Source organism: Aristophania sp. ESL1100, assembly GCF_058511235.1.
In genome coordinates this window covers 1,562,677-1,589,518 of sequence record NZ_CP196394.1, presented here as the reverse complement: position 1 = coordinate 1,589,518, position 26,842 = coordinate 1,562,677, and the positions used below count along the sequence as shown (strand labels likewise).

Here is a 26,842-nt window from a genome sequence, read left to right as displayed (position 1 = left end):
ATTTTTGTCCAATTTACAGGACAGATTACTTTAATCTTCCAACCCTTGGTCTTTACGGCGGCGCTGCACTGCTTCTGCCATGGCTTTTTGCAGTTTTTCCATAGCACGTGCTTCAATTTGTCGAATACGCTCCCGGGAGACATTATAGTGCCGTGAGAGGTCTTCCAGCGTAGAGGTATCTTCCTTAAGCCGACGTTCGGTAATGATATAGCGCTCACGCGGATTAAGCGTCTGCATGGCTTCAGTGAGCAATGCCTTGCGGCTGTCCAGCTCTTCTGACTCAGCAAGGACGTCTTCCTGACTTTCATGCTCATCGACGAGCCAATCCTGCCATTCGCCTTCACCATCAATGCGTAGAGGTGCATTCAGGCTGTGATCGCCTGAAGAAAGACGCTGATTCATGGAAACAACATCCTGCTCAGGCACATCAAGTGTCTCAGCAATTTTAGTGACCTGTTCCGGCTGGAGGTCACCTTCATCAAAGGCCTGCATCTGCCCTTTCAGGCGACGAAGGTTGAAGAAGAGCTTTTTCTGGGCGGCTGTTGTCCCCATTTTGACGAGGGACCAGCTATGGAGGATATATTCCTGCATGGCTGCCCGTATCCACCACATGGCATATGTGGCAAGCCGAAACCCGCGCTCAGGATCAAAGCGCTTTACCGCTTGCATCATGCCAATATTGCCTTCGCTGATCAGCTCGCTAAGCGGCAGGCCATAGCCACGGTAACTCATGGCGATTTTAGCGACCAATCTCAAGTGAGATGTCACCAGCCGATGCGCCGCCTGCGTGTCGTCATGCTCTTTCAGACGACGTGAGAGCGTAAGCTCTTCATCCGCTGTAAGCATGGGGAAACGACGTATTTCTTGCAGGTAACGAGTTAGATTACTCTCAGGTCCGACGGTAGGGATTGCTGCAGGAGAACTCATAATTTTGACTCCTTAAACCTGAATGACGGTCCATCAGAAAGGACAGGCCTTCAGATTAAGACGCTGAAGAAAGGACCCTCTGTCGGATTTCCAGATCTCATCTTTTAAAGATTTCTTTGGAAGGAAGGGCCGCATTCAACGATGCGTCAGATGAATCCCTTTTAATAGGTTTTTCTAAAGAAGTCAAATTTTAATTAAAGTTATACCGATTATAAACTCATTTTTCCGATAAAGCGTTCAATAGCTCTGAAAAGTCAGGAGGGAGAGGGGATGTAAATTCCATTTCCGCCCCTGAACGTGGATGCAAAAATCCAAGACTGGCGGCATGTAACGCCTGGCGTGGGAAATCAAGACATTCTGCCCGGAGCGTTTTATCCAGCGAGCGTGCTGCAGAAGGGATGCGCCGTAAGTAAACAGGGTCTCCCAATAAAGGATGCCCGTTATGGGAAAGATGGACCCGGATCTGGTGTGTTCTGCCTGTTGCAAGCCGGCATTCAATCAGGCTGATACAGCCTTGTAACACAGAAAGGGTTTTAAAATGGGTAAGAGCGTGTTTGCCACCACTCTGAACGACAGCCATTCTTTTACGGTCTTTTTTATCTCGCCCGATAGCTCCTTCAAATTGTCCTTCAGGGGGCATAAGCCCCCAGACAAGGGCGCGATAAGAGCGATTAATGGTCCGGTTGGCAAAGGCATCTGAAAGGAATTGATGGGCCAGAGGTGTTTTGGCAACGACCATGACTCCAGAGGTGTCTTTATCAAGACGATGGACGATACCGGGGCGTTTCTCGCCCCCAATTCCTTCAAATTCTGGTCCGCAATGGCCGAGCAGGGCATTGACCAATGTGCCGGTTTCATTTCCAGGGGCAGGGTGGACGACAAGACCTGCGGGTTTATCAAGGACAATCAGGTCCCTGTCTTCGAACAGGATTGCAAGTTCGATCGCTTCAGCCTGAGGACGGGCTGGCTCAGGAGGAGGGATATCCAGCGTAAGGGTCATGCCCTCTCGAGCGGTCAGGGAAGGATCTTTTTTAACGGTGCCGTTACAGAGCAGGTGCCCTTCTTCAATCAGGGCTTTGATCCGCGAGCGGGAAAGATTATGATTCTGCTCAGATAAAAGACGGTCTATACGGTCTCCAGCCTGTTCAGCGGTGACTTTTATAGAAAATGAATCGTCAGAAGAGGACGATTGTGTAGTGGAGGGAGATTCGAAATTGGAAAACTCAGACATGCCAGAGACAGTAGCGGAAAGCCAGTTTCCAGGCGAGGCCCCACAATCATATTATCCTCCCCCACCGCCACCAGCTCCAAAGTGGCTTCTGGGCGCTGTGATCGTCATGGGGATCATGATTATCATCGGTGTGGCGGTTCTGCTTTGGGTCATCGTGCAGAGAACCCAGCACCATAAAGCGCTTCAGGGTAACAATGTTCCGCCAGCGGTTACGCAAATTGTTCCGGAAAAAGTGGTTGTTCCACCTCCACCTCCGCCAGAGCCTGTTCATAATGTTATGACCGCTCCTGCCACTTTAAATCTGATTTTGCGTAAAGGTGAACATCTTCAATCCCTGACACCGCGTTCTGATGGTAGCATCGCTATTGACCTGAGAGCGGGTAAAGATGGCGAGCGGGTCATTATATGGCTTCCTGATCAGGCACGTATCGGTGCCGAGCTTGAGCTGAAGCCCGATTCAACACAATCTCTGAAATAGGAAATCTATGGAGCTGGTGTTACGCCAATTCTTTCAGAACGGCATCGATAAAGCCGGGAAAGCGTGCATCAAGCTCTTCTTTTCTGAGTGAATTGATATAATTTACGCCGCGTCTGTGGGTGTAGATGATACCGCTTGCCCGTAACACACGGAAATGATGGGACATGCTGGATTTAGGCCTGTTTCCAAGCAATGTCGTGCAATTGGCTGCCCCCATTTCGTGAATTTGTTTTACCAGATCCAGCCGCACGGGGTCAGCCAGAGCACGCAGGACTGAAAGAAGCGTAACCGTGTCAATGTCAGGATGCGTGTAAGAAGAAGTCATAACGTGTCTGGAAATTACCTTGACGTTGAAAATCAGGATGCTTATTGTTCGAAATATGCCGAACAATTAGTGAGGCAATCTTATCATTTCTCATCAGAAAATCCCATCTTTCTTATCAGATCCGGGTAAAAGAGTGAGAAGGAGCGACTATGCCGACTTTATTTGATCCTCTGAAAATTGGTGCCATTACAACGTCAAATCGCGTTTTTATGGCGCCTATGACACGTGGGCGTGCTGGGCGTGATTGCGTGCCGACACCGATCATGGTGGAATATTACGGCCAGCGTGCAACGGCTGGGCTGATTATCTCTGAAGGAACAGGGATTTCCCGGCAGGGATTGGGCTGGATCAATGCGCCTGGTATCTGGAATGAGGCACAGATTGAAGGATGGAAGCCTGTCACAAAGGCCGTTCATGAGAAAGGTGGCAAAATTGTTTGTCAGCTCTGGCATATGGGGAGACTGGTCCATTCCTCCACGACGGGAGAGCAGCCTGTTGCGCCGTCTGTTTCCACAGGGCCGGGATTAATCCATACTTACGACGGCAAAAAGCCTTATGAAGAAGCCCGTGCTCTCAGGCTTGATGAAATCCCCGGTATTGTAGCAGATTATGCCAGGGCGGCTGAAAATGCAATTAAGGCTGGATTTGACGGCGTTCAGATACATTCTGCTAACGGGTATCTGATTGATGAATTTCTTCGTGATGCCTGCAATCACAGAACAGATCAATATGGTGGCACGCCTGAAAATCGTATGAGATTGCTGCGCGAGGTGACGCAGGCCATTATTGAGGCGATCGGGGCTGAACGCGTAGGCGTTAGATTGTCACCAAATGGCCGTGTTATGGGTAATGTGGATAGTCATCCTGAAAAGGTCTTTGTCCCGGCAGCGAAGATGTTGCAGGATCTGGGCATTGCCTGGCTGGAGCTGCGTGAATCAAGCAATCACAGTACTTTTGCAGGTGATGAGTCGACTGACCAGCCGAAATTATCACCTGAAATCCGCAAGGTATTTACAAATCCGCTTGTCCTGAATCAGGATTATACCGAGGAAAGTGCAAAAGAAGCGGTTGCGTCCGGACGTGCCGATGCGATCAGCTTCGGGCGCTGGTTTATTTCAAATCCAGACCTTGTTCACAGACTGAAAGATAATCTTCCTATCTGGAAAGAGGACGTTCAGAGAGATCCTGTCAAACTCTGGTATGGCGTAGAACATGGCGGAAAAGGATACACAGATTATCCTTTTGCCGATCAATAAGTTCCTGAAATCGCTATCAAACCCCGGTCATTTGCTGTAGCCGGGGTTTTTTTTCGTCTGTTCCACTCCCACCTGAAACTATGATGTTACGGCAAAATATTTAGGGAGCAGGCCCATGCCAACGTTATTTGATCCTATTCATTATGGTACAATTCGGGCGGATAATCGCATCGTTATGGCGCCTCTCACCAGAGCCAAGGCGACAAGAGAGGGCGTCCCGACGGCGATCATGGCCGAATATTATGCCCAGCGCGCAACGGCTGGACTGATTATTTCCGAGGCAACGGGTATCTCCCGTCAAGGGTTGGGCTGGGCAAATGCGCCTGGTATCTGGAATGATGAGCAGGTTGAGTGTTGGAAACCAATTGTCAATGCTGTCCATGATAAGGGCGGCAAGATCGTCTGCCAGCTCTGGCATATGGGGCGAATGGCTCATTCCATCAATAGTGGTGAGCAGCCTGTGGCGCCATCCCCTTCAACTGCGCCGGGTTACGTCCATACCTACGAAGGCAAAAAGTCTTACGAAGAAGCGCGTGCTCTCAGGCTGGACGAAATTCCCGGCCTTATTGAAGATTACGCCAGAGCGGCCAGAAATGCCGTTAAAGCCGGTTTTGATGGCGTGGAAATTCACGCCGCTAACGGCTATTTGCTTCATGAATTTCTGAGCGACGGCACCAATCACCGCACAGATTCCTATGGTGGCTCTCCTGAAAATCGTATTCGCCTGCTTCGTGAAGTCTGTGGGGCGATATGTCAGGAAATTGGTGCAGGCAATGTAGGGGTTCGTCTGTCTCCTAATGGTGTCATACAGGGGACAGGAGATAGCCATCCTGCTTCCGTCTATCTTCCGGTCGTGCAGATGTTACAGGATTTTGGGATTGCCTGGCTTGAAGTGCGGGAACTGACACCGACAAGTGTGCCTGCTACGGATCAACCGCGCCTTTCACCAGAAATTCGGAAAATCTTTGGGAATCCGCTTATTCTCAATCAAGATTATGGCGATGAGAATGCAGAGAAGGCCATTGAATCGGGGCGGGCTGATGCGATCAGTTTCGGGCGCCCCTTTATCAGTAACCCCGATCTGGTTCATCGGTTGAAAGACCACCTGCCTTTCCATCCCATTGATTATGAAACTCTTTATAGCGGGGCACAGAATATCAAGGGATATCTTGATTATCCTGTTCTCGATCAGTGGGGAAGGGAAAGAGCGGCTGAGGGGTAGATTGACATTTAAAGGAAGAAAGGTATTTTGTTCGAAAAATGTAGAACAATATCTGTAATTATCAGGGAGAGTATTTATGCCAACGTTATTTGACCCGATCCAATTAGGGTCCATTCAAGCCGCTAATCGCGTCTTTATGGCGCCTTTAACACGGGCTAAAGCAACGAAAGCCTGTGTTCCGACGCCAATTATGATCGAATATTACACACAGCGTGCGACTGCCGGGCTGATTATTTCCGAGGCAACTGGCATTTCCCGTCAAGGTCTGGGTTGGATTAATGCGCCGGGTATCTGGAATGATGAGCAGGTTGAAGCCTGGAAACCGATCGTCAAGGCAGTGCATGATAAGGGCGGTAAAATCGTCTGTCAGCTCTGGCATATGGGCCGCATGGTTCATTCCTCTGTCACTGGTGAACAACCTGTTGCACCGTCCCCTTCAACAGCGCCACGTTATATTCATACTTATGAAGGTAAAAAGCCGTATGAAGAGGCGCGGGCTCTCAGCTTGGATGAAATTCCCGGTATCGTTGAAGATTATGCAAAAGCGGCAAAAAATGCGATTAAAGCCGGTTTTGATGGTGTGCAGATTCATGCAGCCAATGGCTATCTGATTCATGAATTCCTGAGTGACGGCACCAATCACCGCACAGATTCCTATGGTGGCTCTCCCCAGAACCGTATCCGCCTGCTGCGTGAAGTGACTGAGGCTGTTATCAAGGCGGTTGGCGCTGAAAAGGTTGGGGTTCGCCTGTCACCAAATGGAGAAGTCCAGGGGACAAAGGACAGCAATCCTGAAGCTGTCTATATCCCGGCAGTAAAAATGTTGCAGGATCTTGGTATTGCGTGGCTGGAGCTGCGTGAATCACGCCCTGTAAGTGATTTCACCTTTGCTGAAACAACCAATCAGCCGAAACTCTCTCCAGAAATTCGCAAAATTTTCAAAAATCCCCTGGTTCTGAATCAGGATTACACAAGGGAAGAGGCTGAAGAAGCCGTTGAGACAGGCCGTGCTGATGCCATCAGTTTCGGACGTGACTATATCGCAAATCCAGACCTGCTACGTCGCCTGAAAGAGAAACTCCCTCTCCAGAAAGACGTCATGGAAACCTGGTACGGTGCTGAATTAGGGCCCAAAGGCTATATAGATTACCCCTTTGCTCCCTGATTATTCCTGATAAGGAAAGAATTGTTACGAAAAGCCTCATCCACTGGAAAGGATGAGGCTTTTATATTTTCAGAGTAACTCAGCAGAGTTAGACATTATCAGTGATAGACGTATCTATTCATAGTTACGCAGCGCGGCGTGAAGATATCGTATTTCGTTCTCATTATTAAAGAACAATTTTTAGTATTATATCTATATAAACATAATATTATTTAATTATCTAAAAGATCTATTAACATAAAAAAGACATATTTTTAATACGTTAATTTTTATCTTCAGGACGAAAGTTTATTAATTTTTCAATGTAGGGAAGAAAAATGAGGTTAACATTCAAAAAATTCGGGATTCTTCTTGCCGCTGTTTTTGCGACCTCTTTGCCCGGTTTGGCACAGGCCAAACATAGTGCTGCGCCTAAAGAGGCAGAGCAGACGGAGGACCTGACGCAGAAGGTTACGACTTATGAGCTCGTAAAAGAATCTGTTTCCGATTTACTTAATAACGGGGCGACATTGGTCTTCGTTAATAGCACGTTAGGGAGGCCATCAGTCGTTCTGCGGAAAGATAAAACTATTATTCTGTGTGGTCTTCATACGGGCGACCCACAAGAGGGAGAGAAAAGCACTTCAGAATGTTACCGTCTGAATTAAAAGTGTCTCTCAGTAAATAAATCGATGTAAAAAGTCAGATCCCCGCCATTCAAGGCGGGGATTATTGTTATAGAGGCCGTGTCAGCTCATAAAGCGCTACGGCAGAGGCATTGGAGACGTTCAGGCTTTCCATCGTGCCAGGCATGTGGATGGACGCAATTTCATCGCACGTTTCACGGGTGAGGCGTCTCAGCCCTGTACCCTCTGCTCCCAGAACGAGTGCCACTCGGCGATCTCCCAATGCCTCGCGACGTAATGGTGTTCCGCCTGCGTCAAGGCCGATGACCCATAGCCCGGCATTTTGTAAGTGAGCCAGGGCGCGTGAAAGATTCGTTTCTCTTAAAAGAGGGACAATATCCAGACCACCTGACGCGGCTTTAGCCATGGTGCCTGTTTCAGGTGGGGTGTTGCGGTCCTGAACCAGGACGCCTGCTGCACCGAAGGCCGCTGCTGAACGCAGGATAGCCCCAATATTGCGAGGGTCTGTGACCTGGTCAAGGACGAGAATCGGCCCATCACGTTCAAGTGCTTCTTCAATCGTCAGAGGGTCAAGCGGAGAGACATGCAGGCAGATCCCCTGATGGACAGAATCGCGTCCACAAAGTGTATCAAGCTGCTCTCGCGTTACGATACGCGGTTGCAAAGGGCTCGCCTCAGATAGGTGAAGTGCGGCCTCACGGGTGGCCAGAAGCTCATGAGCCTTCCGGTGTGGATTTTCGAGCGCTGCAATGACAGCATGCAGTCCATAAATCCAGTAATCACCTTTAGCCATAGAGGTGGAACGCTGACGCGTCTGGGAGTGTTTTTCACCTCGGCGTGAGAGATCAGGCACGGAGGAAAGGGAGCGGGGGGGACGGGATGAAATTTTTCTAGCCATAAACCCCTCTATAATAGGCTTATCTTTATTGACATAGAGTGAAATGAGATTTATTAAACGCCCATCCTTCGTGGAGGGGTGCCCGAGTGGCTAAAGGGGGCGGACTGTAAATCCGCTGGCGTACGCCTACGTTGGTTCGAATCCAACCCCCTCCACCATTTTTCCGTAAAATATAAAGAGTTAGACGCTGAGAGTATAGGAAGAGTGTTTCTATAGATCTGTCTTCTGCCATGGCGCTTTTCTGAATCCCATAAAAAAAACGCCTCCTTAGGGTCGTGCTAAGGAGGCGCAACTATTTTGCTTGTCAGTGATTTTTATTTTTTCTGATAGGGTTTGAAGCCATACTCCTCGAAAATAGCCAGTCCTTCAGGCGAACGGATGAAATCTAGCCAGCGCTGGGCGGCTTCAGGATGAGGCGCATCTTTTACGAGAGCACCTGCATAAATAGCCGTGGCATTCTGGTTCTCAGGAATTGCGATGGACGTGATGGGATGCCCCGCCTTTTCCTGGAACATGGCTTCAGACTGCCAGGTAACCCCTGCCTGCACCTTGCCCTGCATGAGCCATAAAGGCGTCTGGCGATGGTGGATCCGGGTCAGGGTCGTTGTACCTTGGGCCACTTTTGTGTCGTAAACTGCATTGGCAAGTTTTTTGCCACCAGCATGGGTCAGAGCGGCCTTGATCTGCCTTGCAATCCCTTCATAAGCGGGATCAGGCATGGCAAGCAGGACATCAGGGCGGCCAAGATCTGTCAGCCCTTTGATCTGGGCCGGATTATCGGCAGGGACCATAATCGTCAGATTATTGGTGGCATAAGGGACTGCCGGGGCAACAAGAAGCCCGGCTTTAATCTGTTTTTTAACAGCTTTCAAACCTGCGAGATAAAGGTCAGGTTTAACCGTCCATGTCATGTTGCCGACTGTAACAGTGCCACCGGCCTTGATCTGCTCAATCAGGCGACCGGGGGGAATGGTCTCCCAATAAATCTGGCCTTTATATTCCGGGTAGCGTTTTTCAAAAGCTGCAACCAGAGGAGCCATGGCGAAATAATAGTTCCCACCGACGAAAAGCGTGAGAGCGGGTTTGGCGGGGTTACCATGGAAATCAGCCAGATTATCGGCATCTGAAACTGTAAAATTCAGCCCGCGATCCACAACGTCATTATTAGCCCCATTCTGCCATGGAGGATAAAAATCATTCTGGCTGGTTTTGGTATTTGCCGTTGGGGCAGGAGCAGCCGTTTCAGCATGGGCGGAAAGACCGCCCAGTGAGGTAGAGAGCAGAACAAGTGCTGCCAGAACCGGTTTAAAATAATTCATTCCATAAATTCCTTATTTTAGCATCTGCTCTTAGAACGGCATGAAGCCGTAGCCCTGCTGTTCCAGAGTGGTGACCGTCAGAAGTGATGAATATGACAGGGTCACACCTTTGCTGATCTGGCTGTAATCAAAATGATTTTCAGGCATGGCCTGCCCGCAGACGGTCACGTCCACACCCGCCTTGCGCAACTCGGCAATCAAAGGGAGGTTCGGGTTATCGACCTTGTTGATGGCGCGGTAGGCCTCATTATTCAACACGAGGGAAGTCGCCTTGGCTGAAATAACAGCAACCATTTTCAAATGGCTCAGTGGTACGCCTGCCGATGTATAAAGATTGACCGTGCGGGCAACATGGTCGAGGCCATTATTGACCTTGCTGGGATCTTTTTCCCCATGTGTGAGCATGAAAATGATCTTGTAGGTCTTGCTTGGATCCGGCTTGTAGGCTGCCTGGTCGAGCATGTGGATCTTGCCGTAATTATGAATTGTCGGCGTTGTCCAGAAACCGGGTTTCTCATCGGCTGAAACCGTTTTCTGGGAAGACGTGTCGGCAGCCCGGGCTGTGTTGACGGAAGCTTGAGAGATAAGCCCCGTAGCGGCAAGAAGCATGGCTGAAAAAATGGTTAAACGTTTCATTGATTGTCTCCAGGGGAGGAAAGAGATTGAAATTTATTTCCCGATCTGTGCTGTGAAGGATTTTCCATCGACATCAGTCAGGCTTATGAAGGCACCCTTTGAGCAGTCCTGACCATTCGGGCAGGGAAGCGTAATGGTGGCTTTTGCGCCCATAGGAGCCTTAAAGCCGAAAGGACCAGGGCCGAACTTGTTATAGGCATAGTCATTGGCAAAAGCTGATTTGGGCAGAGCTGAGAGGCTTTGTTCATCCCATTGTGAAACGGGGTTTTTCTGGCTGTCCAGCAGGCGGGCACGAACGACATGAACAGGCGCCTCAGGCGTTCCGGCATCAAGATAGACATGGAACCGGACATTCCCATGCTCATCAATCACAGCGTGATCCAGACTGAGATGGTGTGTTTTGGGATTGACAGGGCCACTATGGAAAGGCGTGATGACCGAACCACGATAATGGCTATAGGTGCTGATATCGAACACGGCGACAAAGGCAAAAATCCAGAGACCAATTGATTTCAAAGTCTTTGGAGAGAACATGTCGAGTGGGAGAGCTCCGCTGGCAAGCCGGAACCATGATTTCTGTGCCAGAGCCGGATGACGGGTTAAAAGCAGATTATCGACTGAATAGGCCTTGCCACCAGCCAGCAATATGGTTGCACCCATTGCCAGATTACAGGCAGCCATGGTCCATTCATCAATACAGGTTGCCCCCTGCCAGCCGAAAAGCAGCATCAGAAAGACGGCGAATCCCATGGAAATAAGCGCAGACAATCTGGTCAGGAAGCCGACCATCAAGGCCAGACCGACAAATAATTCAGCAGCACTGAATATGATTGTGGATGTATAGAGAAGCCAGAAATGTTGCAGGAGGTAGCTGACAAAATGTTCCGTCCCCAAAAGGGCGCCGGGCATAGCCGTCTGGAACTTGTTAGCCATCCAGGGATGGTGATTGGGGTCAAGTTTATAAGGGGCATAAATAAAGCGACGTGAGCCACCGCCCCAATAAATAAACCCTTGAATGAAACGGACAGAAAGGAGACCTAAGCCACAATACAGCCATGAGTTCTTTTCGTCTGTTTTGGTAGTCTCGTTGGTATTCATTGTGTTTTCTTTTAAAGTCACACTTATTCTCCGGTAACTATGCCCTCTTTTTCTCTGATGAAAAAGAGGGTTTTGTTTCGGTGAGAATTATTGATTTCAAATAATAAATCCAATATATTATTTTCATACTTTCAATAAAAGAAATTAATCAGCAGAATGACTTTAGAGCAATTACGTGTTTTCGTTGCAGTGGCTAAAACTCTTAATATGCGTGAGGCTGCTGAGACCTTATATTTGACGCAACCTGCTGTCAGTGCCGCGATTGCTGCGTTGGAAAACAGATATGATACAAAATTATTTGATCGTATCGGTCGCCGACTGGAACTCAATGCGGCTGGACGAGCCTTTTTACCAGAGGCGCAGGCGGTTTTAACCAAAGCCAGGGAAGCCGGACATGTTTTTGATGAGCTTTCCGGTCTGATACGCGGCTCATTATGTATTGCGGCCAGTCAGACCGTCTCGACCTGTTATCTCCCGCGTTATATGGCTCGTTTTTCCACCTGTTATCCGCGCCTGGCCCTTAAATTGATGGCCGGAAATACGGCACAGGCCATTGAGCGTGTCCTGTCCGGTGAAGCGGATATGGGCATTATAGAAGGTGAGGTGAAAGAAGATTTACTCGATGTTCAGGTCATAAAGGGTGATAGCTTTGGTTTTTATGTTGCGCCAAAGCATTTTTTATCCGGGCGCGTTCCGAATCGTGACGATCTTCTCAAGGCGAAATGGGTCCTGAGAGAGGAGGGGTCAGGCACACGGAATTTTGTAGCCAGAACTCTTAGGGAGCAGTTCGGTCTTGAGTTATCTGATTTGACGATCAGGCTGGGGCTGCCCACAAATGATTCTGTTCTGGAAGCCGTTGCTGAAGGGGAGCTTATGACGGCAGAAACTGACCTTTCCGCCATATTCCGCCTTAAAGCCGGCGTGATTCATCGTCTTGATTATGAGCTGGGAAACCGGAATTATTATATCATCCGCCACAAGGAACGCCGTATCAGTCACGCTGTCGGCACGTTCTATGAATTGCTTCAGGGACGCTGAACTGTTTGTTGTTTAAAAGAGGGGCGAAGGAGATATTTATGACCGAAAGCGCAGCACCTGATTACAGTGAATGGGCTGAATTTGAAAAACTCCGCCTGAAAGTCGGCGTCATCAGGGAGGTTGCCCCTAATCCGAAAGCGCGGAAACCGGCTTATATTATTAAAGTGGATTTGGGACCTCTTGGTATTAAAACCTCCAGTGCACAGCTGACGGACCATTACACGATTGAGTCATTGATCGGGAAACGGGTTTTATGTGTTTGCAATTTTGAGCCGAAGCGTATTGCAGGAATCAAGTCTGAAATATTGATTACGGGTGCCTATGATGAAGAAGGGAAAGTGGTTCTGGCCAGTTTTGACCTTCCTGTCCCAGCAGGCGCGGATTTGATGTAAAAAGCGTTTTAGAGGCCCCGCAAGTCAGGGCCTCGTTTTTGGATATTAAAAATTCAGGCTTTCTGGGCGCGTTCAAGGGCCTGCTCAAGATCGGCGATAAGGTCGTCCGGATGTTCCAATCCGATAGAGAGGCGCACATAGCCTGGAGATACGCCACTGGCCAGCTGTTCTTCGGGTGTTAATTGTGAATGAGTGGTCGAGGCCGGATGAATGGCCAGACTGCGTGCATCACCAATATTGGCAACGTGATAGAAGAGCTCAAGCGAATCAATAAAACGCTTGCCCCCTGCCAGGCCGTTTTTCAGTTCAAAACCGACGAGACCGCCATAACCTTCGGGAAGATAATGTTGTGCCCGTTTAAAGGCCTCTCCTTTTTGCATGGCAGGATAAATAACTTTTGAAACGGCAGGGTGCTTTTCAAGATAACGCGCAACGGTCACAGCATTTTCGCAATGGCGCGGCATTCTTAAAGGCAGGGTTTCAATCCCCTGAAGAAGCTGAAATGCGTTGAAAGGGGAGAGAGCAGCACCCATATCACGCAGCAATACAGCGCGGACACGCAGGGCATAAGCGATTGGACCAAAGGATTTGGCTGCTTCAGTCCAGATCGTCCCATGATAGCTGGGGTCCGGAGTGTTAAGGAGAGGGTGGCGTTCAGGTCTGGCAGTCCAGTCGAAATTGCCGCCATCAATAATAATGCCGCCAATGGAGGTGCCATGGCCGCCAATATATTTTGTGGCAGAGTAAATGACGATGGCCGCTCCGTGTTCCAGAGGATGGGCCAGCATGGGGGCTGCGGTATTGTCAACAATCAGGGGAATGGACTCTTTACGCCCCAATGCAGCAATTTCAGCCAGAGGGGGAACGACGAGTTTGGGGTTGGGAAGCATTTCCAGGTACCAGGCGCGCGTGCGTTCATCGCTGGCTTTTAAGAAAGCTTCCGGATCGGCAGGGTCAACAAAACGGACATCTATCCCCATATTGCGCAGTGTATGGGCGTAAAGATTCCAGGTTCCCCCATAAATATCTGTGCCGCAAACAATATTATCACCCGCTGAGGCAATGGTCTGCACAGAATAGGCGGAGGCGGCCTGACCGGACGCGACGGCCACAGCCGCGGCTCCCCCTTCAAGGGCTGCGAGACGTTGTTCCAGAATATCAGTCGTCGGGTTGCCAAGGCGTGTATAGATGGGTCCCGGTTCCTGAAGGGCAAAGCGCCTGGCTGCCTGGTTGCTGTCTGCAAACTGGTAGGATGTTGTCTGGTGGATAGGAGGAGCCACAGATCCCGTCACGGGGTCTGCGCGCCAACCTGCGTGGAGGGCCAATGTTTCAGGGTGATAATTACGCTTCATTTTGTAGTCTCCAGGCGATATTGTTTCTAAAAACAGGCGCTTTACTCTTTCATTATATCCGAAGAACAGGCGAGGTGACAGATTGAAGCCGGACAGAGCAGATTTAGGGTGAAAGCGCAGTCATTATGATTCCTGTTATTCTTTCCGGTGGGGTTGGTACAAGATTATGGCCCGTCTCACGCAGGAGCTATCCCAAACAATTTTGCGCATTACTGGGAGAGAATACGCCTTTTCAGGAAACATTATTGCGGGTGCGCGCTCTAGGACTTGAATCGCCCCCTGTCATTATAGGGAACCGGGAGCACAGATTCATTATGGCCGAACAGGCCCGGCAGCTTGGTGAAGAAAACGCGACCATTATTCTTGAACCGGAAGGACGCAATTCTGCAGCTGCCATGGCTGCAGCGGCTTTCTGGCAAATTGAAACTGACCCTGAGGCGGTTTTATGGTTCATGCCTGCTGATGCTCATATTAAGGGTCTTGATGATCTTTCCCAGGCTCTCAGCCAGGCAGAGAAAGCGGCTGAACTCGGTTATATTGTGACATTCGGCATGAAGCCTGAGAGAGCTGAAACAGGATATGGTTATATCGAGCAGGGTTCTGCCCTGCCAGAAATAGAGAATGTTTTTCATATTAACCGGTTTCTGGAAAAACCGGATGCAGAGGAAGCCCAAAGGCTTGTCAGTGATGGGCGCTATCTCTGGAATTCCGGCATGTTTCTAGCTAAGGCCACTATTTTTCTCGAAGAGTTGGAAAAATATGCGCCAGATATTTATGAAGCTGTAAAAAAAGCCGTAGCACTGCGTCATTCCGATCTGGGGTTTGAGTGCCTTGACCATGACAGCTTTAAACAGGCACCTTCTATTTCGATTGACTATGCGGTGGCTGAAAAAACAACACGCGCTGCCGTTGTACCAGCACATTTTGCCTGGATGGATGTGGGCAGCTGGGATGCTGTGTGGGACCTGACACCGAAAGATCAGCAGGGCAATGCCGTCAGAGGGGATGTTTTTTTAGATAAAGTTACGAATTCCTATGTGTATTCCGATAGCGTTGTAACGGCTGTAACAGGTGTTAAGGACCTGATTATCGTGGTGACGAAAGATGCCGTCATGGTGTCACACCGTGATTGCGCCCAGGATATCAGGCATATAGTGACCAACCTGCAAAAGGCCGGGCGGTCTGAAGCAGAGGGGCATCAATGCACCTATCGCCCATGGGGATTTTATGAAACCCTGTTGCGGGGTGAGCGCTATCAGGTCAAGCAAATTCACGTCAGCCCCGGTGAAAAGCTTTCGTTACAGAAACATTTTCATCGTGCTGAACATTGGGTGGTCGTTAAAGGGACGGCTCTTGTCATCCGCGATGATGAGGAAATGATTATAAGAGAAAATGAAAGTGTCTATCTTCCTGTCGGGTGTATTCACCGCCTGGAAAATCCAGGACGTATTCCCCTGATATTAATTGAGGTCCAATCAGGTCCTTATCTGGGAGAAGATGATATTATTCGTTTTCATGATATTTACCAAAGATCCTCTAATAAATAGGGCATCGGTAATGTGTATTTTTGTATGATCAATTTCTGATACATATTATAAAAATATTTTTACCTTTCAGTTCACGCTGAATTTAGTGTGTATTTAATATTCGAGGGTTGGAAAAATTTTCTGGCGCAGCTATTTCTGCTTTTGAGAAATTATATTTTTATTCTGACCATAGGATTTATATAAGGTGGCAACAGGTTTGAAACAGAAAAAATTCACTCTTTCTGCCTTTACGTCCAAATTCAGCCCTCATCAGCCAATGATGGTTTCGCCGGTCGTCACGTCCATAATGCTCCTTATCTGTATGGGGGTTGTTTTATGGAGTTGTGCGCAGGGCCTCTTTCCTGACTGGTCCCGGTGGACGGCAAGTGCTCTGATGCTGGCGGCTCTTTTATTTAATATATTTCTTATGAGGGTGGCGATCCGGGCAGGTTATCTTACCTCCATGCTTTGTTTTCTGACCAGCTGGCGCGTTGCGGCGATGAATAATGTCTGGCCCGTTGAAGTCATCTGTTTTGTGACGTTTCTTGTGATGCTCGTCCAATTTGCTGGTATGGTGATCCGGAACTGGAAGACACATGGGATCACAGGTTTTACAGAAGCTCTTATGTGGCAGCTTGCCGTCGCCCGCATGTATTTCGGCATGAATGAAATCGGCCATTCAGTGGAAAAGATATTTGCCGGACAGGCCTCTCATGAAAATCTTGTTCGCACTTTTACGACCCTGGGTACCCCGGTGCCGGATCAGTTTGTAATTCTGGCCGGGCTGATTGAATTCTCTCTTGCCTTTGGTGTCGGGTGTGGATTTCTTACGCGCCTGGCGGCGGCTGGGGGTATTCTTTATTTCCTGATCGCCACGATTCCTTTTGGGGGAGAGTGGACCCACGGTTATGCCTGGGGCGATAGAGGGTGGGAATATATTGCCTTATTGATCGTATTCTATGGCTCTCTGCTTTTTTCCGGAGCTGGCAGATTTTCACTTGATGCCTGGCTGATAGAGCGTGGCCTGATGCCTAAATGCCTCTACCCCCTTTGTGGCCCGAAGTCAGGGATCGAAGTGTACCGAAATACCGTCCCCTTTAATCATGAGACACTCTGAAAACAGAGTCAGTCGCAAGGGCGGTCTTTATACCCCTTCTGTGATTGAAATAGGTGGGGTGTGATTGTCAGGGCATCATGCCCTGACGAAGCTTTTGTGATTATCTGTCTGACAGAATATGACCCTTTATCTCAAGATCAAGATCCTGAAGGATAAAGTGCCACTCATGATTGATTTTCCGTTTCAGGGCATCTTTATCCAGGCGAGCGCTGAGGTCATAGAGGTAATTTTCGACAGATTTGCGGATTTCCGTCTCAGCTTCTGAGATGTCAGGCATATTACGCAATCTGGTGAGGGCCGTTCTGGTAACGTCCGCGCGTTTTAAAATCCACTCATTTCTATCGGATTGAGGATCTTTCATCTGAAGGCCGAATGCGTTTGCCCATTGGTTGTTATAGCGGCTTGAATCCATTTTCTTTGTCGGGTCTGCACCGCTGTTACGAGCATGCTTCCATGTCCATTCAGTCATGGATTTGAAATAGAAATGTGAAATATAAATTTCATTAAAATACCCCTTATCTGCAAAAGCAGGATCACGCGGAAAGCCCGGTGGTGGGTTGATATATTCATGCTCTTCGCCGTTTGTCAGGCGGAAATTATAAGAAGCAGACCGGTACCAGAGGGGGTGATGAGCGCGTGAATGCAAGGTCATATGTGGCCGGCATGCCGATTTAACCAGTCGCCAACCTTCTCCTATGGCACCATTGCCTACAATATTAACATTACGCTCAGTAAGGGGCACGGTGAGGTCAGAAAGGCCATTTACGTTCAATGTAGAGCCGATGAAACGCCAATTGATAGCGATGGCATCGGTCTCTTTGCGTTCAACTTCATTGAGGTAATCTGTAATTTGAGGGAAGCGTTCGGGATTGAGGGTAATAAACTCATCACCGTCCACAACAAAACACCATTTAAAGTCAAGGATATCCGGCAGGGCATTGAAAGCATGGCCATATGCCTTGAATTGAGGGCTGGTTTTGGCATCAACTTCGTTTGATATCCAGGTAATAATGCCTTTTTGGGAAAGAGATTCCAGAAGAAGGTCGGATTTATCTTCATTATTATTACTATAGATAAAGAAATGCTCTATCCCCAGCATCTGGTGATAGGCAATCCATTCAAGAAGGTAGATCCCCTCATTACGTTGGGTTGAAACCATGCAGGCACTTCGTGTCGGTTTTAATGAACGCCTGATGATATGCGTAACAGCATGGAAAAAACCGCCAAAGGAGCCATGATTATGGTTCCAGGCCAATAAAGTTTCATCAAGGGAAGACGTCAGCTTCTGTACTGGTGCCAGAGGAGCCTTAGGAGAAGCTGACCGTTTTTCTTCCCAGTCGAAAAGGCCCGGTATAATTTTATCAAGCCATAAAGTGGGTGCAGATTTTTCCTGAAGGGTTTGAAATAATGTCCTGTCTGCAAGAACAGATCTGCCGAATGTCTTAAGTTGGTCCCAATGTAGAAAAGGAAGGATCGCATCTAACACAGGTTGAATATTTGTGCCGTCATAGTCCCTGATAAAGGCGATAATATCCTGCGCCGTCACATCATAGCTGAAGAGCCGTGCCACATATCCTGCTTCTTTTGCGAGTGCTGGAGAAGGGACAGCAGGTTCAAGAGAAAACTGTTCCCATGCCATGACATGGTGGCAATCTCCGACAATATTATTGACGTCTATGCCTTCAGGGAGAGGGTGCGTTGTAAAGAATTTCCCTAATGTATGAGGGTCTTCCAAAGAGCAGAAGGCGTTTTCGTCTCCACAATATTGTAAATTGGCCGTCACGATGGTGCCGCGTGGGGCATTATAATGATCAATCCAGATAAGGGGTTTATCGGGGTGATCCGTCGTCAGGAATAATTGCCGGGGAAAGGCGCTTAATTTGAAAGCGATAACAGGGGTAAAGCCTTTTTCATCAGGGTGGAGATGCTGTTTAAGCTGCCCATCTTCCAGACACACACTCAAAATGGCCTTGTGCCATGTTCTGATTTGAAAAAAGCTGATCATGGAGTTTCCCTCAGAATAATTATATGAGTGTGTGTGTTGTTAAATAAATACGTCATTTTGCCACAAGCTTCACAATGATTAACCTCTTTTCGGAGGTACATCTCTCTTGTGCGTAGCGTAATAACCTCTGAAATGTCTTTTAAGCGTTTGCTGGCAGAATTATTAAACGCTTAAGAGTATTTTGTTAAGACCGTCATATGGTTTAATATTTTTGCCGTTATCAATAAGATTTTTGTGATTTTGTAGGCTGCCGTCATAGCACGTAGCATAATGTTGATCAGTCAATACAAGGAGATATTCTGTTATGGTTAAAGGACCCGTAAATGCCTCATCCTGTGTGAGGTTGCGTGATGGTCATAATATGCCCTGGATTGGCCTCGGCGTCTGGAAAACACCTGAGGCCGATGCAGAATCTGTTGTAGAGACAGCCGTTAAACTTGGCTATAAAGCGGTCGATACGGCAAAGCTTTATAAAAATGAGGCAGGGGTAGGGGCTGCGTTATCGCGTTATCCCGATATTTTTGTCACGACGAAACTCTGGAATGATGACCAGGGCTTTGACAAAACGTTGAGAGCTTTTGATGAAAGTGCCAGATTATTGCAGCGCGATGTCGTTGACCTTTATCTGATTCACTGGCCGATGCCGGATATGGGCCTGTATCTTGAAAGCTGGAAGGCTCTTATCCGTCTGCGTGATGAAGGGCGCATCAAATCAATCGGTGTTTCCAACTTCATGGAGGAGCAGCTCCAGCATCTGATTGATGAAACTGGAGAGGTTCCCGTGATTAACCAGATTGAGTTACATCCCTATTTCCAACAGAAGAAATTGCGCGATTTTCATAAACGCCACCAGATTCAGACAGAAGCATGGAGGCCTTTGGGGCAGGGCGCGCTTCTGTCAGATCCCATAATTGGTGAAATTGCCAGAAAATATGGCAAAACACCGGCGCAAGTCATTTTACGCTGGCACCTTCAGAATGGAATTATGGTCATTCCCAAATCGGTTCATGCAGACCGTATGAAAGAGAATATCACGCTGTTCGATTTTGAACTGCATAGTGAGGATCTGAAAAAAATTGATGCACTGGATAAGCCAGATGGCCGCATGGGGGCTGATCCGGCAAATCCGCAATTCTAAAGTGTATTCTGACTGGTCTCTGGTTCTGTCAATAACCAGAGACCAATGGGTGTATAGGGTTTAAATATCCAGGACTTCCACGTGCCTGGCGTGATCCTGAATAAAACGAAAACGCAATTCAGGCTTGCGCCCCATGAGGCTTTCGACCCTGTCTTTCGTCAATAACCGGTCTTCAGCCGGAATTGTCACACGCAGAAGCGTACGACGTTTGGGGTCCATGGTTGTTTCTTTTAAGTCAGAAACAGGCATTTCCCCCAATCCCTTAAACCGGGATATGTCAATTTTGGCCCCGGTTTTAAAATCCCGTTTAATGCGTCGGTCCTTATCGGTGTCATCCATGGCATAAACGGTTTTACTGCCGTGCGTCAGCCTGTAGAGAGGGGGCTGAGCCAGAAAAAGGTGCCCCTGTCTGATAAGTTCAGGCATTTCACGATAGAAAAATGTCATCAGCAATGAGGCAATATGAGCTCCATCGACGTCAGCATCTGTCATAATGATGATACGGCCGTAACGAAGATTGGCGTGGTTGAAGTCCTTACCCGTCCCACATCCCAGGGCTTCTGTTAAATCACGTAATTCCTGATTCGCCAGAAGCTTGTCCCTCGTTGCTGAGGCAACATTGAGGATCTTACCCCGTAAAGGGAGCACGGCCTGTGTCTCGCGGGCGCGTGCCTGACGTGCTGACCCGCCCGCTGATTCCCCTTCTACAAGAAATAATTCGGTTTTGTCCGTATCGGTGCTGGCGCAATCGGTTAACTTGCCCGGGAGGCGCAACCTTCTGGTCGCGGTTTTTCTCGTGGTTTCGCGTTTTTCACGGCGCCGCAGGCGTTCTTCTGCGCGTTCCGCCAGAAATCCGACAAGACCATCGGCCTGTTGCGGGTTCCCCCCGAGCCAATGGTCGATACGGTCACGCAGGGCACCTTCAACGAGGCGATTCGCTTCCTGTGTTGTCAGGCGGTCTTTCGTCTGTCCCTGAAATTGCGGATCACGGATAAAGACGGAAAGTTTGGCATTGATACAGCTGAATACATCTTCAGCCGTAATGGCGGCAGCCCGGCGTATCTTGCGTGTCTCCCCCCATTGGCGGAAGCCTTTTACAAGGGCCGCTCTCAATCCTGCTTCATGGGTCCCACCCTGTGGCGTGGGAATTGTATTGCAATAGGAAATGAGCGTTCCCGGCCCTTCTTCCAGAAAGGCGATGGCCCACTCAACACGGCCACCTGATTCACCATTGGCGGTGAGAGGCAAATCTGCCAGACCGCACCATAAAGGCGTAAGCAGAAGTGCCTTCTCGCCCAGTTCCGCCTGAAGGGCATCTTCCAACCCGTTGGGGAACTGTATGGTTTGTTTGACAGGGACTTCAGCGTCCTTGTCCTTGAGTAAGAGCGGTGAACAGGACCATTTGATCGTCACCCCCCTGAACAGGGCGGCTTTGCTGCGGCAGAGCTGGTAAAGACGAAGAGGGGAGAAATGCTCTCGCCCGAAAATTTCCGAGTCAGGTGAAAAACGTACGAGTGTGCCTGATTTCGTCGAGTCGGTTTCTCTTTCCTCCAATGCAGTCTGCGCAATCCCCTTGGAAAAGACCTGACGGTACAGATGGCGGTTGCGCGTAACTTCAACTTCCAGCTTTTCAGACAGTGCATTGACGACAGAACTGCCTACACCATGTAATCCACCAGATGTGGCATAGGATTTCCCTGAGAATTTTCCGCCGGCATGAAGTGTTGTAAAAATCACTTCCAACGCTGATTTGCCGGGGAAGCGCGGGTGGGGATCTGTGGGAATTCCTCGGCCGTTATCGCGTACCATCAGGGTGTGGGCGTCTTCCAGGCAGACATCAATTGTCGTGGCGTGTCCTGCTACGGCCTCGTCCATCGCATTATCGATAATCTCAGCGGCCAGATGGTGATAGGCGGCATTATCAGTGCCGCCAATATACATGCCAGGCCTTTTGCGGACAGGCTCCAGCCCTTCCAGGACTTCAATATCTCTCGCGTTATATGAATCAGTCACAACGTGCCTTTAAAGAGGAATGTCCCGGACCGGTATTTACGCTTTACGATGACGTGCAGCGCGTCTTCTGTTTGCGCGGCTCTTGGGGGCAGTGCAGCTTTCATAAGAAGCAGGTTGGAGAATATCCTTGGCCTCTGCATAATGAGCAAGATCATTGGCATTATCGAGAGCGGCAATCTCTTCAAACATGGGAGTGCGCTGGTCGCAGAAGATCGTGCCGGATTTTAATCCACCCAGAGATTGTACATCTGCCAGTTGGGTAATATAGGCATCATGCTGTTGGCGTGACCGACGGCCATATGTTGCCTGGAAATAGCGCTCAAGGCGTTTTTCTGCCACGTTCAGCTCTGATTTGAAATGGGCAACAAAAGCATTATAGCGGTCCTGCGCCTGGCAGGAGAGTGCTGTAACCATAAGCTCTGACTTAAGCCCCACCACATTAAAGGCCGCATGAACGTCCTGGGGAGGGTGGCAGCTCGCACTCGCTGTTGCTGCCTGAGCAGGTGAGAAAGCCGTGAATGCAACCGATAGGGCGATCAGGCCGATTGATGTATTTCTGTAGAAAAATGATAACATCTGCAAACTCCTATGGGTTACGGGATCACCCACGAAACGGAGCTATAACACGGTATGGGTCTCTAAAACACCAAGAATAAGAGAAAAAACGTTTTTCATCATTCTCAATTTATGAGATAGGGCCTATTCTAGGACTTATAGAGGGTCGTCTCTGTTGAGACGTAACTCTGGAAAAAGCCGGATTAGTTGAAAAAATTCCTTTGTGAGCAGGAGTGACTCGTGCCCTTGTCTGGATATGCTTTACGTTTTGGGGGAGGATGTGCCGCCCTGTTACTGTTATCAGGCTGCGTGGGGCATAAAAAGGCCCCAGCGCCTGTAGTTCTGCCAGATCCCTTTGGTTATGAAAAAGTTTCTGCCCTTTGTAAGCTGAGTCCGTTAACGACTGATGCTTTAGGCAAAATGAATGTTGAAATGACCGTTGGCAGTGATGAGGGGAAATGCGCCCTTTCCGTCAGTAAAAGCGGTGGTGGGAGCTATGTCTCATTTGGTGTTGATCAGGCACCGGAACATGGCAAGGCGTTTCTTTATAACTATAATGGCCGCACATATATCAATTATCAGCCTGTGACAGCGTATAATGGCGAGGATAGCTTTGGCGTCGATCTGATACCGGCTCACGCCCAGCCAAGAAGCCATATAACAGTCAAGGTCAAAATCGAGCTTGTCGGAGGGAATCCCGCCGTACCACCACAGGTTGCCAAACCGGCAGAGAAGACGCCTGAAAAAGCGAAAAATGGCAAAGTGAAATCCACGCGCCATACGCATAAGGCATCACGAGGCAAAAATGTCTCCAAAAAGACCGTAACAGCAAAACCCGCTGATGCTGTCAAAGAACCCGCAAAGAAAGAGCCGATAAAGAAAGAACCTGTAAAAAGCTCTGAAAAACCCAAAAACGCTGTAAAAAGTAAATAAGATAAAAAACCCGGGGAAATTTCCCCGGGTTTTTTTATGAAAGAATTATAAGCAATAATCTTCTTACTTGAAGATGATTTCAACGCGCCTGTTTTGTGGTTCTTTTACGCCAAGAGCCGTTTGCACTAACGGGCTGCTGGCACCAAGGCCGCGCACTGAAATCAAACCGGCAGCCACACCGTCACGAACCAGTTCGGATTTTATAACCTGGGCACGACGAAGCGAGAGAGTCTGGTTATGGGTTTTCCCTCTGGCTGTCTGCTCGCCGGAACTGTCTGTATAACCATTAACGATAATATGGGTCAGCTGGGCGGATGTGGAATTGCGTGCAGCCACAGCAACAATCGAACGGGCACGATCGCTCAGATCTGCCGAATCCCAGTCGAAGAAAACCAGATAACTTCTGGCCGGAGCAGGGGCAGGCGCGGCAGTCGGCGCTTCTGTAACGGCAGGGGGTGGAGGTGCCGGGTCAAATTCATAACGCAGCCCGAGCATCAGAGAATGATTGAAATCCGTGCGCGTATTCCGCCTTCCATAATAGCCACCATCACCGCCGGAATTATCCGCAACGCTATAAGCGTGGTGATTATGAGGCGCCAGAATCGTGTAGAAACGATATTCCATCGTTGTGGAAAGACCAACAACCCAGGGAACAGGCAAAGAGGCACCAATCATCCCCTGATAGGCAAAATTGCCGGACGCATCGTTAATGCGTTGCGTAAGGGCCTTTCCTGCTGACGAGTAATGCAGTCTGGTATTCATGTCCTGGCGGCCATAACCGATACCGGCACCAAAATAGGGATAGATCCAGTTCTGCCCAATATCCATATCGAAGAGGGCATTGGCCATAAAGCCATAACGCTGCTGGTGACCGCTGGTTCGTGATGAAATACCGGGGCTATGGAATCCGGAATAGCGATTCCGGCGATAATTTCCTTCGAGTTCAACACGGAAGCCGTTATCAAGTCCCCACCCGATGCTCCCTAAACCGGTAACGCCAGGGCTGAACTGATCCCGCCCTTTGGGGAACACCTTCGTGCTGGGATTTGTCGTTTGTGTCTGATTGAAGCTGGCACCGCCTGCGCCTGACATATAAAGACCGCGCACTGGCTGAGCCTGCGCGAAAGTCAATGTCATCACCGACACGCCTGAGGCCATACATATCCGGGCCATAAGGGCCGTGACAGTGGGGCGCTGTACCATGTGATTTCTCTCCAACCAAAATGCCACAATGACTGACAATAGTCTTTTCGCTGAAAGCGGTAAGAAAGGCAATCTATTTACCTGTTTCGAAGCATTAAACAAGGGACTAAAACATGTTGCAGGCAATAACCTGTTTCTCAGTCAGAAATTTTTCTCGTTTCTAGCAGAGTTTCGAGGGGGTATGCTACATCTTTAACGGTTATTTCAATAATCCATATATCCGGGTCGAAACGGGTTTGTTTGTCAAAAAAGTCATTAACGGCCATTGTCGTTTCATGTGCTGATTCCGCTTTTATTTCATGGCGTCTCCATGAGGCACCATGTTCCTGTAAAATGGCGGACTGGCCATTGACATCCGTGAGAAGCAGGAAAATTGCCCCGGCATCCTCATCGCCCTTTTTCATAATCAGGGCAGGCTGCCCCTCCTGATTGAAACGTCGAATCACGGCCCTGACCCACAGCCCGGCCTTTAACCCATAAAACATGCTGAAATCGTCTTTCTTACGGCACTGTATCAGTCAGAACAGGCACTGAGTTAAGAGCCGCCTGATAGAGTTCGGGCGAGATCAATACGCGTAGGGCGGTCTTTAAAGTTTCAGGCTTGTTCTGGGCAGGGGGGCAGAGTGAGCGTATTTTTTCAAGGTCGTCAGGCGCTGTATTATCGCGTGCCGTCCGTGATTGTAACAGCAGGGCAGCCTGCAGGGATTGCCCTATCGTTAACGCCTGGATCTGTTCATTAACGCTTGGATGTTTTGTGGATGTACAGATCTGGGGAATAACGCCAAGGAGCTGTATGGGCTCTCCGAGGGGGGCTGTATTGCGACCCCAGGTTACAAAAATTTCTCCCCCATTCGGCATTTGACCAATATCCTGAACGAGTCCCTTTCCGTAAGTGGCACTTCCGATAATGACAGCTCTGTGATGATCGGCCAGTGCGGCGGCAAGTACTTCTGCTGCACTGGCTGTATAGCGATCGACCAGGACAATAAGAGGAGCATTATTTGTGATATCCCCCCCCTGAACGGCCCATATGTGGTTAGCGGACGGGTAACGACCTGTTGTCGTCGCTATAATACCATGATCGAGGAAAAGAGCGGCGGTCATGACAGCCTGTTGTAGAACGCCGCCCTTATTCCCTCTCAAATCGAGAACAATCCCTTTCAGGGGAAGCGAATCTGAAAGAAGCTGGCTGACTTCATCGGCTGTCTGGGTTGAGAAATCAGTGAGCTGTAAAACCAGATAGTGGCCTGTATAATGTATCGCTGAGACTGTCTGAGGAGCGAGGCGTTCAAGTTGCAGTTTCTCAGATTTCGACTTGCGTTGTGAACCGCCATATTGAACGGTCAGAGTGTCAGGCTCGTCTCTTACAATCCAGGAATTAATCATCTCCAAAGGAAATCTGGCGGTATTACGACCATCGATTTTATAGATTTTCTGCCCCTCGTCAGCGCCATTTGCCCAGATGAGACTATTGGCGTTGATTTTATCTATAACTGGATAACGGCGGCCCGGTTGTTTCGCCAGAGTCAGGCCGAGAGAATATTTTGTTCCCTGACGACTCTCTCTTTCTTTTTGAGCGTTTTCAGGAGGGAGGTAGCGGGAATAGGGATCAAGATGATGAAATATTTCAGCAAAGAATAAAGAAAGCAGATTATCTTTGCCCAATGACTGAAGTGCGGGATTATTGTCCCATTCTTTTTGAATCAATGAGACGGAGAGAGCGGCCCATCCTTGATAATCACTCTCTAAAGGGAAATCTGCCTCTATAATTAAATGGTTCCCTCTGAGCGCAACAAGCTTGTGGATAGCATTTTTGCTAAGAGGAATATTTGCCTTTTTCCCATTGGTAAAAGGGGCCGACGTAATCTCTGTAATGGATAGCTCAGGGTCACGCGCTATGAAGGCATTAAGCCCCCATAAAGTGAGTTCTGAAGGATTATGAGGCTGCATCAGGCGCGGCGTTATAAACGTCAGGGCAGACTGAATAACCTGGCGCATCATATTCAGATCAGTTTCTGAAAGAGATGATCGTTCGTTTGTAATATTATGACTGATTTGCGGAATAGTCGTTACGTGGTTCTGACTGAAAATTCCATCAGGCAGAGGGTCCGCATGGACAGTAACGGTCACAACATACAGGCAGATAGCCCCTTTTGTGAAAGAGGATATGATGGCCCTTAAAAAGAAAATGAAACAGGAACAGGGTTTCGATATCAGGCAATAAAAGGAAGGCAGCAAGGCAGGGTGCACCATGATGCCTTCGGGGAAGCATATCTTTTTTTGTGAAGGATGTTTCAAATAAAGATACATTTTCAGTCCGTAATTGATACGCTTCTCACATCAGTGAGACCGAAGGCAATCCTCACCACCACGCTTAAATGGCGGTAAC

Annotated in this window: 25 protein-coding genes and 1 tRNA gene; 12 read left to right on the top strand and 14 right to left on the bottom strand. The window is 48.8% G+C overall.

Translation table 11 applies throughout. The features are described 5' to 3' along the window. Window positions 1-30 precede the first annotated feature (30 nt). Both rpoH and ACSYSY_RS07365 read right to left on the bottom strand, forming a co-directional pair. Window positions 31-927, bottom strand: coding sequence for an RNA polymerase sigma factor RpoH (rpoH, locus tag ACSYSY_RS07370; protein ID WP_491706924.1), 897 nt, complete (start codon window positions 925-927; stop codon window positions 31-33). 217 nt (window positions 928-1,144) lie between these two features. Next, window positions 1,145-2,158 carry an RluA family pseudouridine synthase gene (locus ACSYSY_RS07365; protein WP_491706923.1) on the bottom strand — a complete coding sequence of 338 codons (1,014 nt, stop codon included), beginning with the start codon at window positions 2,156-2,158 and terminating at the stop codon, window positions 1,145-1,147. Between ACSYSY_RS07365 and ACSYSY_RS07360 the strand changes: the two genes are divergently transcribed. Next, window positions 2,157-2,636 carry a hypothetical protein gene (locus ACSYSY_RS07360; protein WP_491706922.1) on the top strand — a complete coding sequence of 160 codons (480 nt, stop codon included), beginning with the start codon at window positions 2,157-2,159 and terminating at the stop codon, window positions 2,634-2,636. The two genes, ACSYSY_RS07365 and ACSYSY_RS07360, sit on opposite strands and share 2 nt — an antisense overlap. A gap of 19 nt (window positions 2,637-2,655) precedes the next feature. On the opposite strand, the gene ACSYSY_RS07355 is transcribed toward ACSYSY_RS07360, so the two are convergent. Continuing rightward, a complete protein-coding gene (locus ACSYSY_RS07355; protein WP_491706921.1) occupies window positions 2,656-2,961 on the bottom strand; it encodes an ArsR/SmtB family transcription factor in 306 nt (101 codons plus the stop codon). A gap of 149 nt (window positions 2,962-3,110) precedes the next feature. Between ACSYSY_RS07355 and ACSYSY_RS07350 the strand changes: the two genes are divergently transcribed. The 4 genes from ACSYSY_RS07350 (at window position 3,111) to ACSYSY_RS07335 (ending at window position 7,251) form a co-directional block, all read left to right on the top strand. Then, window positions 3,111-4,217, top strand: a complete 1,107-nt coding sequence (locus tag ACSYSY_RS07350; protein WP_491706920.1) for an alkene reductase — start codon at window positions 3,111-3,113, stop codon at window positions 4,215-4,217. A gap of 115 nt (window positions 4,218-4,332) precedes the next feature. After that, the gene (locus tag ACSYSY_RS07345; RefSeq protein ID WP_491706919.1) at window positions 4,333-5,439 is read left to right on the top strand and encodes an alkene reductase; all 1,107 of its coding nucleotides are present in this window, start codon (window positions 4,333-4,335) and stop codon (window positions 5,437-5,439) included. Window positions 5,440-5,515: 76 nt separating this feature from the next. After that, entirely contained in the window at window positions 5,516-6,604 is a 1,089-nt protein-coding gene (locus tag ACSYSY_RS07340; protein ID WP_491706918.1) for an alkene reductase, read from the top strand. A gap of 317 nt (window positions 6,605-6,921) precedes the next feature. Next, window positions 6,922-7,251, top strand: coding sequence for a hypothetical protein (locus ACSYSY_RS07335; protein ID WP_491706917.1), 330 nt, complete (start codon window positions 6,922-6,924; stop codon window positions 7,249-7,251). 67 nt (window positions 7,252-7,318) lie between these two features. On the opposite strand, the gene rlmB is transcribed toward ACSYSY_RS07335, so the two are convergent. Next, on the bottom strand, window positions 7,319-8,128 hold the full coding sequence (gene rlmB, locus ACSYSY_RS07330; protein ID WP_491706916.1) for a 23S rRNA (guanosine(2251)-2'-O)-methyltransferase RlmB: 810 nt from the start codon (window positions 8,126-8,128) through the stop codon (window positions 7,319-7,321). A 72-nt stretch (window positions 8,129-8,200) separates the two neighbouring features. Here rlmB and ACSYSY_RS07325 point away from each other — a divergent pair. Next, a tRNA-Tyr gene (locus tag ACSYSY_RS07325) sits at window positions 8,201-8,286 on the top strand. Window positions 8,287-8,442: 156 nt separating this feature from the next. Here the strand turns inward: ACSYSY_RS07325 and ACSYSY_RS07320 are convergent. From ACSYSY_RS07320 to ACSYSY_RS07310, 3 genes are read right to left on the bottom strand one after another with little or no spacing between them, the layout of a single operon-like run. Beyond that, complete coding sequence (locus ACSYSY_RS07320; protein WP_491706915.1) at window positions 8,443-9,447, bottom strand: substrate-binding domain-containing protein; 1,005 nt, start codon at window positions 9,445-9,447, stop codon at window positions 8,443-8,445. Window positions 9,448-9,477: 30 nt separating this feature from the next. After that, window positions 9,478-10,083, bottom strand: a complete 606-nt coding sequence (locus tag ACSYSY_RS07315) for a DsrE family protein (RefSeq protein ID WP_491706914.1) — start codon at window positions 10,081-10,083, stop codon at window positions 9,478-9,480. A 33-nt stretch (window positions 10,084-10,116) separates the two neighbouring features. Beyond that, on the bottom strand, window positions 10,117-11,181 hold the full coding sequence (locus ACSYSY_RS07310) for a TQO small subunit DoxD (protein ID WP_491706913.1): 1,065 nt from the start codon (window positions 11,179-11,181) through the stop codon (window positions 10,117-10,119). A gap of 156 nt (window positions 11,182-11,337) precedes the next feature. Between ACSYSY_RS07310 and ACSYSY_RS07305 the strand changes: the two genes are divergently transcribed. Together ACSYSY_RS07305 and ACSYSY_RS07300 are read left to right on the top strand one after the other, a co-directional pair. Next, window positions 11,338-12,219: a LysR family transcriptional regulator gene (locus tag ACSYSY_RS07305; protein ID WP_491706912.1), complete on the top strand. Its 882-nt coding sequence runs from the start codon at window positions 11,338-11,340 to the stop codon at window positions 12,217-12,219. 38 nt (window positions 12,220-12,257) lie between these two features. Continuing rightward, complete coding sequence (locus ACSYSY_RS07300) at window positions 12,258-12,611, top strand: tRNA-binding protein (RefSeq protein ID WP_491706911.1); 354 nt, start codon at window positions 12,258-12,260, stop codon at window positions 12,609-12,611. A gap of 53 nt (window positions 12,612-12,664) precedes the next feature. Here the strand turns inward: ACSYSY_RS07300 and ACSYSY_RS07295 are convergent, their stop codons facing one another. After that, window positions 12,665-13,963, bottom strand: a complete 1,299-nt coding sequence (locus ACSYSY_RS07295; protein WP_491706910.1) for an O-acetylhomoserine aminocarboxypropyltransferase/cysteine synthase family protein — start codon at window positions 13,961-13,963, stop codon at window positions 12,665-12,667. A gap of 125 nt (window positions 13,964-14,088) precedes the next feature. Between ACSYSY_RS07295 and ACSYSY_RS07290 the strand changes: the two genes are divergently transcribed. Continuing rightward, window positions 14,089-15,510, top strand: coding sequence for a mannose-1-phosphate guanylyltransferase/mannose-6-phosphate isomerase (locus tag ACSYSY_RS07290; protein ID WP_491706909.1), 1,422 nt, complete (start codon window positions 14,089-14,091; stop codon window positions 15,508-15,510). 196 nt (window positions 15,511-15,706) lie between these two features. Continuing rightward, the gene (locus tag ACSYSY_RS07285) at window positions 15,707-16,606 is read left to right on the top strand and encodes a DoxX family protein (protein ID WP_491706908.1); all 900 of its coding nucleotides are present in this window, start codon (window positions 15,707-15,709) and stop codon (window positions 16,604-16,606) included. Window positions 16,607-16,706: 100 nt separating this feature from the next. Here the strand turns inward: ACSYSY_RS07285 and ACSYSY_RS07280 are convergent, their stop codons facing one another. After that, window positions 16,707-18,611 (bottom strand): glycosyltransferase family 2 protein, encoded by a 1,905-nt coding sequence (locus ACSYSY_RS07280; RefSeq protein ID WP_491706907.1) that lies wholly within the window; start codon window positions 18,609-18,611, stop codon window positions 16,707-16,709. A 304-nt stretch (window positions 18,612-18,915) separates the two neighbouring features. On the opposite strand from ACSYSY_RS07280, the gene ACSYSY_RS07275 reads away from it, so the two are divergent. Further along, complete coding sequence (locus tag ACSYSY_RS07275; protein ID WP_491706906.1) at window positions 18,916-19,749, top strand: aldo/keto reductase; 834 nt, start codon at window positions 18,916-18,918, stop codon at window positions 19,747-19,749. A gap of 60 nt (window positions 19,750-19,809) precedes the next feature. On the opposite strand, the gene parE is transcribed toward ACSYSY_RS07275, so the two are convergent. Continuing rightward, window positions 19,810-21,762, bottom strand: coding sequence for a DNA topoisomerase IV subunit B (gene parE / locus ACSYSY_RS07270; RefSeq protein WP_491706905.1), 1,953 nt, complete (start codon window positions 21,760-21,762; stop codon window positions 19,810-19,812). A gap of 36 nt (window positions 21,763-21,798) precedes the next feature. After that, window positions 21,799-22,338, bottom strand: a complete 540-nt coding sequence (locus ACSYSY_RS07265; RefSeq protein ID WP_491706904.1) for a hypothetical protein — start codon at window positions 22,336-22,338, stop codon at window positions 21,799-21,801. Window positions 22,339-22,563: 225 nt separating this feature from the next. Here ACSYSY_RS07265 and ACSYSY_RS07260 point away from each other — a divergent pair, with 225 nt between their 5' ends. After that, on the top strand, window positions 22,564-23,250 hold the full coding sequence (locus ACSYSY_RS07260) for a hypothetical protein (RefSeq protein ID WP_491706903.1): 687 nt from the start codon (window positions 22,564-22,566) through the stop codon (window positions 23,248-23,250). A 63-nt stretch (window positions 23,251-23,313) separates the two neighbouring features. On the opposite strand, the gene ACSYSY_RS07255 is transcribed toward ACSYSY_RS07260, so the two are convergent. The 3 genes from ACSYSY_RS07255 to ACSYSY_RS07245 all read right to left on the bottom strand — a co-directional run bounded on the left by ACSYSY_RS07255 (window position 23,314) and on the right by ACSYSY_RS07245 (window position 26,706). Continuing rightward, window positions 23,314-24,453 (bottom strand): OmpA family protein, encoded by a 1,140-nt coding sequence (locus ACSYSY_RS07255; protein WP_491706902.1) that lies wholly within the window; start codon window positions 24,451-24,453, stop codon window positions 23,314-23,316. Between the two features lie 137 nt (window positions 24,454-24,590). Continuing rightward, window positions 24,591-24,938: a DUF1491 family protein gene (locus ACSYSY_RS07250; protein WP_491706901.1), complete on the bottom strand. Its 348-nt coding sequence runs from the start codon at window positions 24,936-24,938 to the stop codon at window positions 24,591-24,593. 16 nt (window positions 24,939-24,954) lie between these two features. Beyond that, window positions 24,955-26,706, bottom strand: coding sequence for a S41 family peptidase (locus ACSYSY_RS07245; protein ID WP_491706900.1), 1,752 nt, complete (start codon window positions 26,704-26,706; stop codon window positions 24,955-24,957). Window positions 26,707-26,842: the final 136 nt, after the last annotated feature.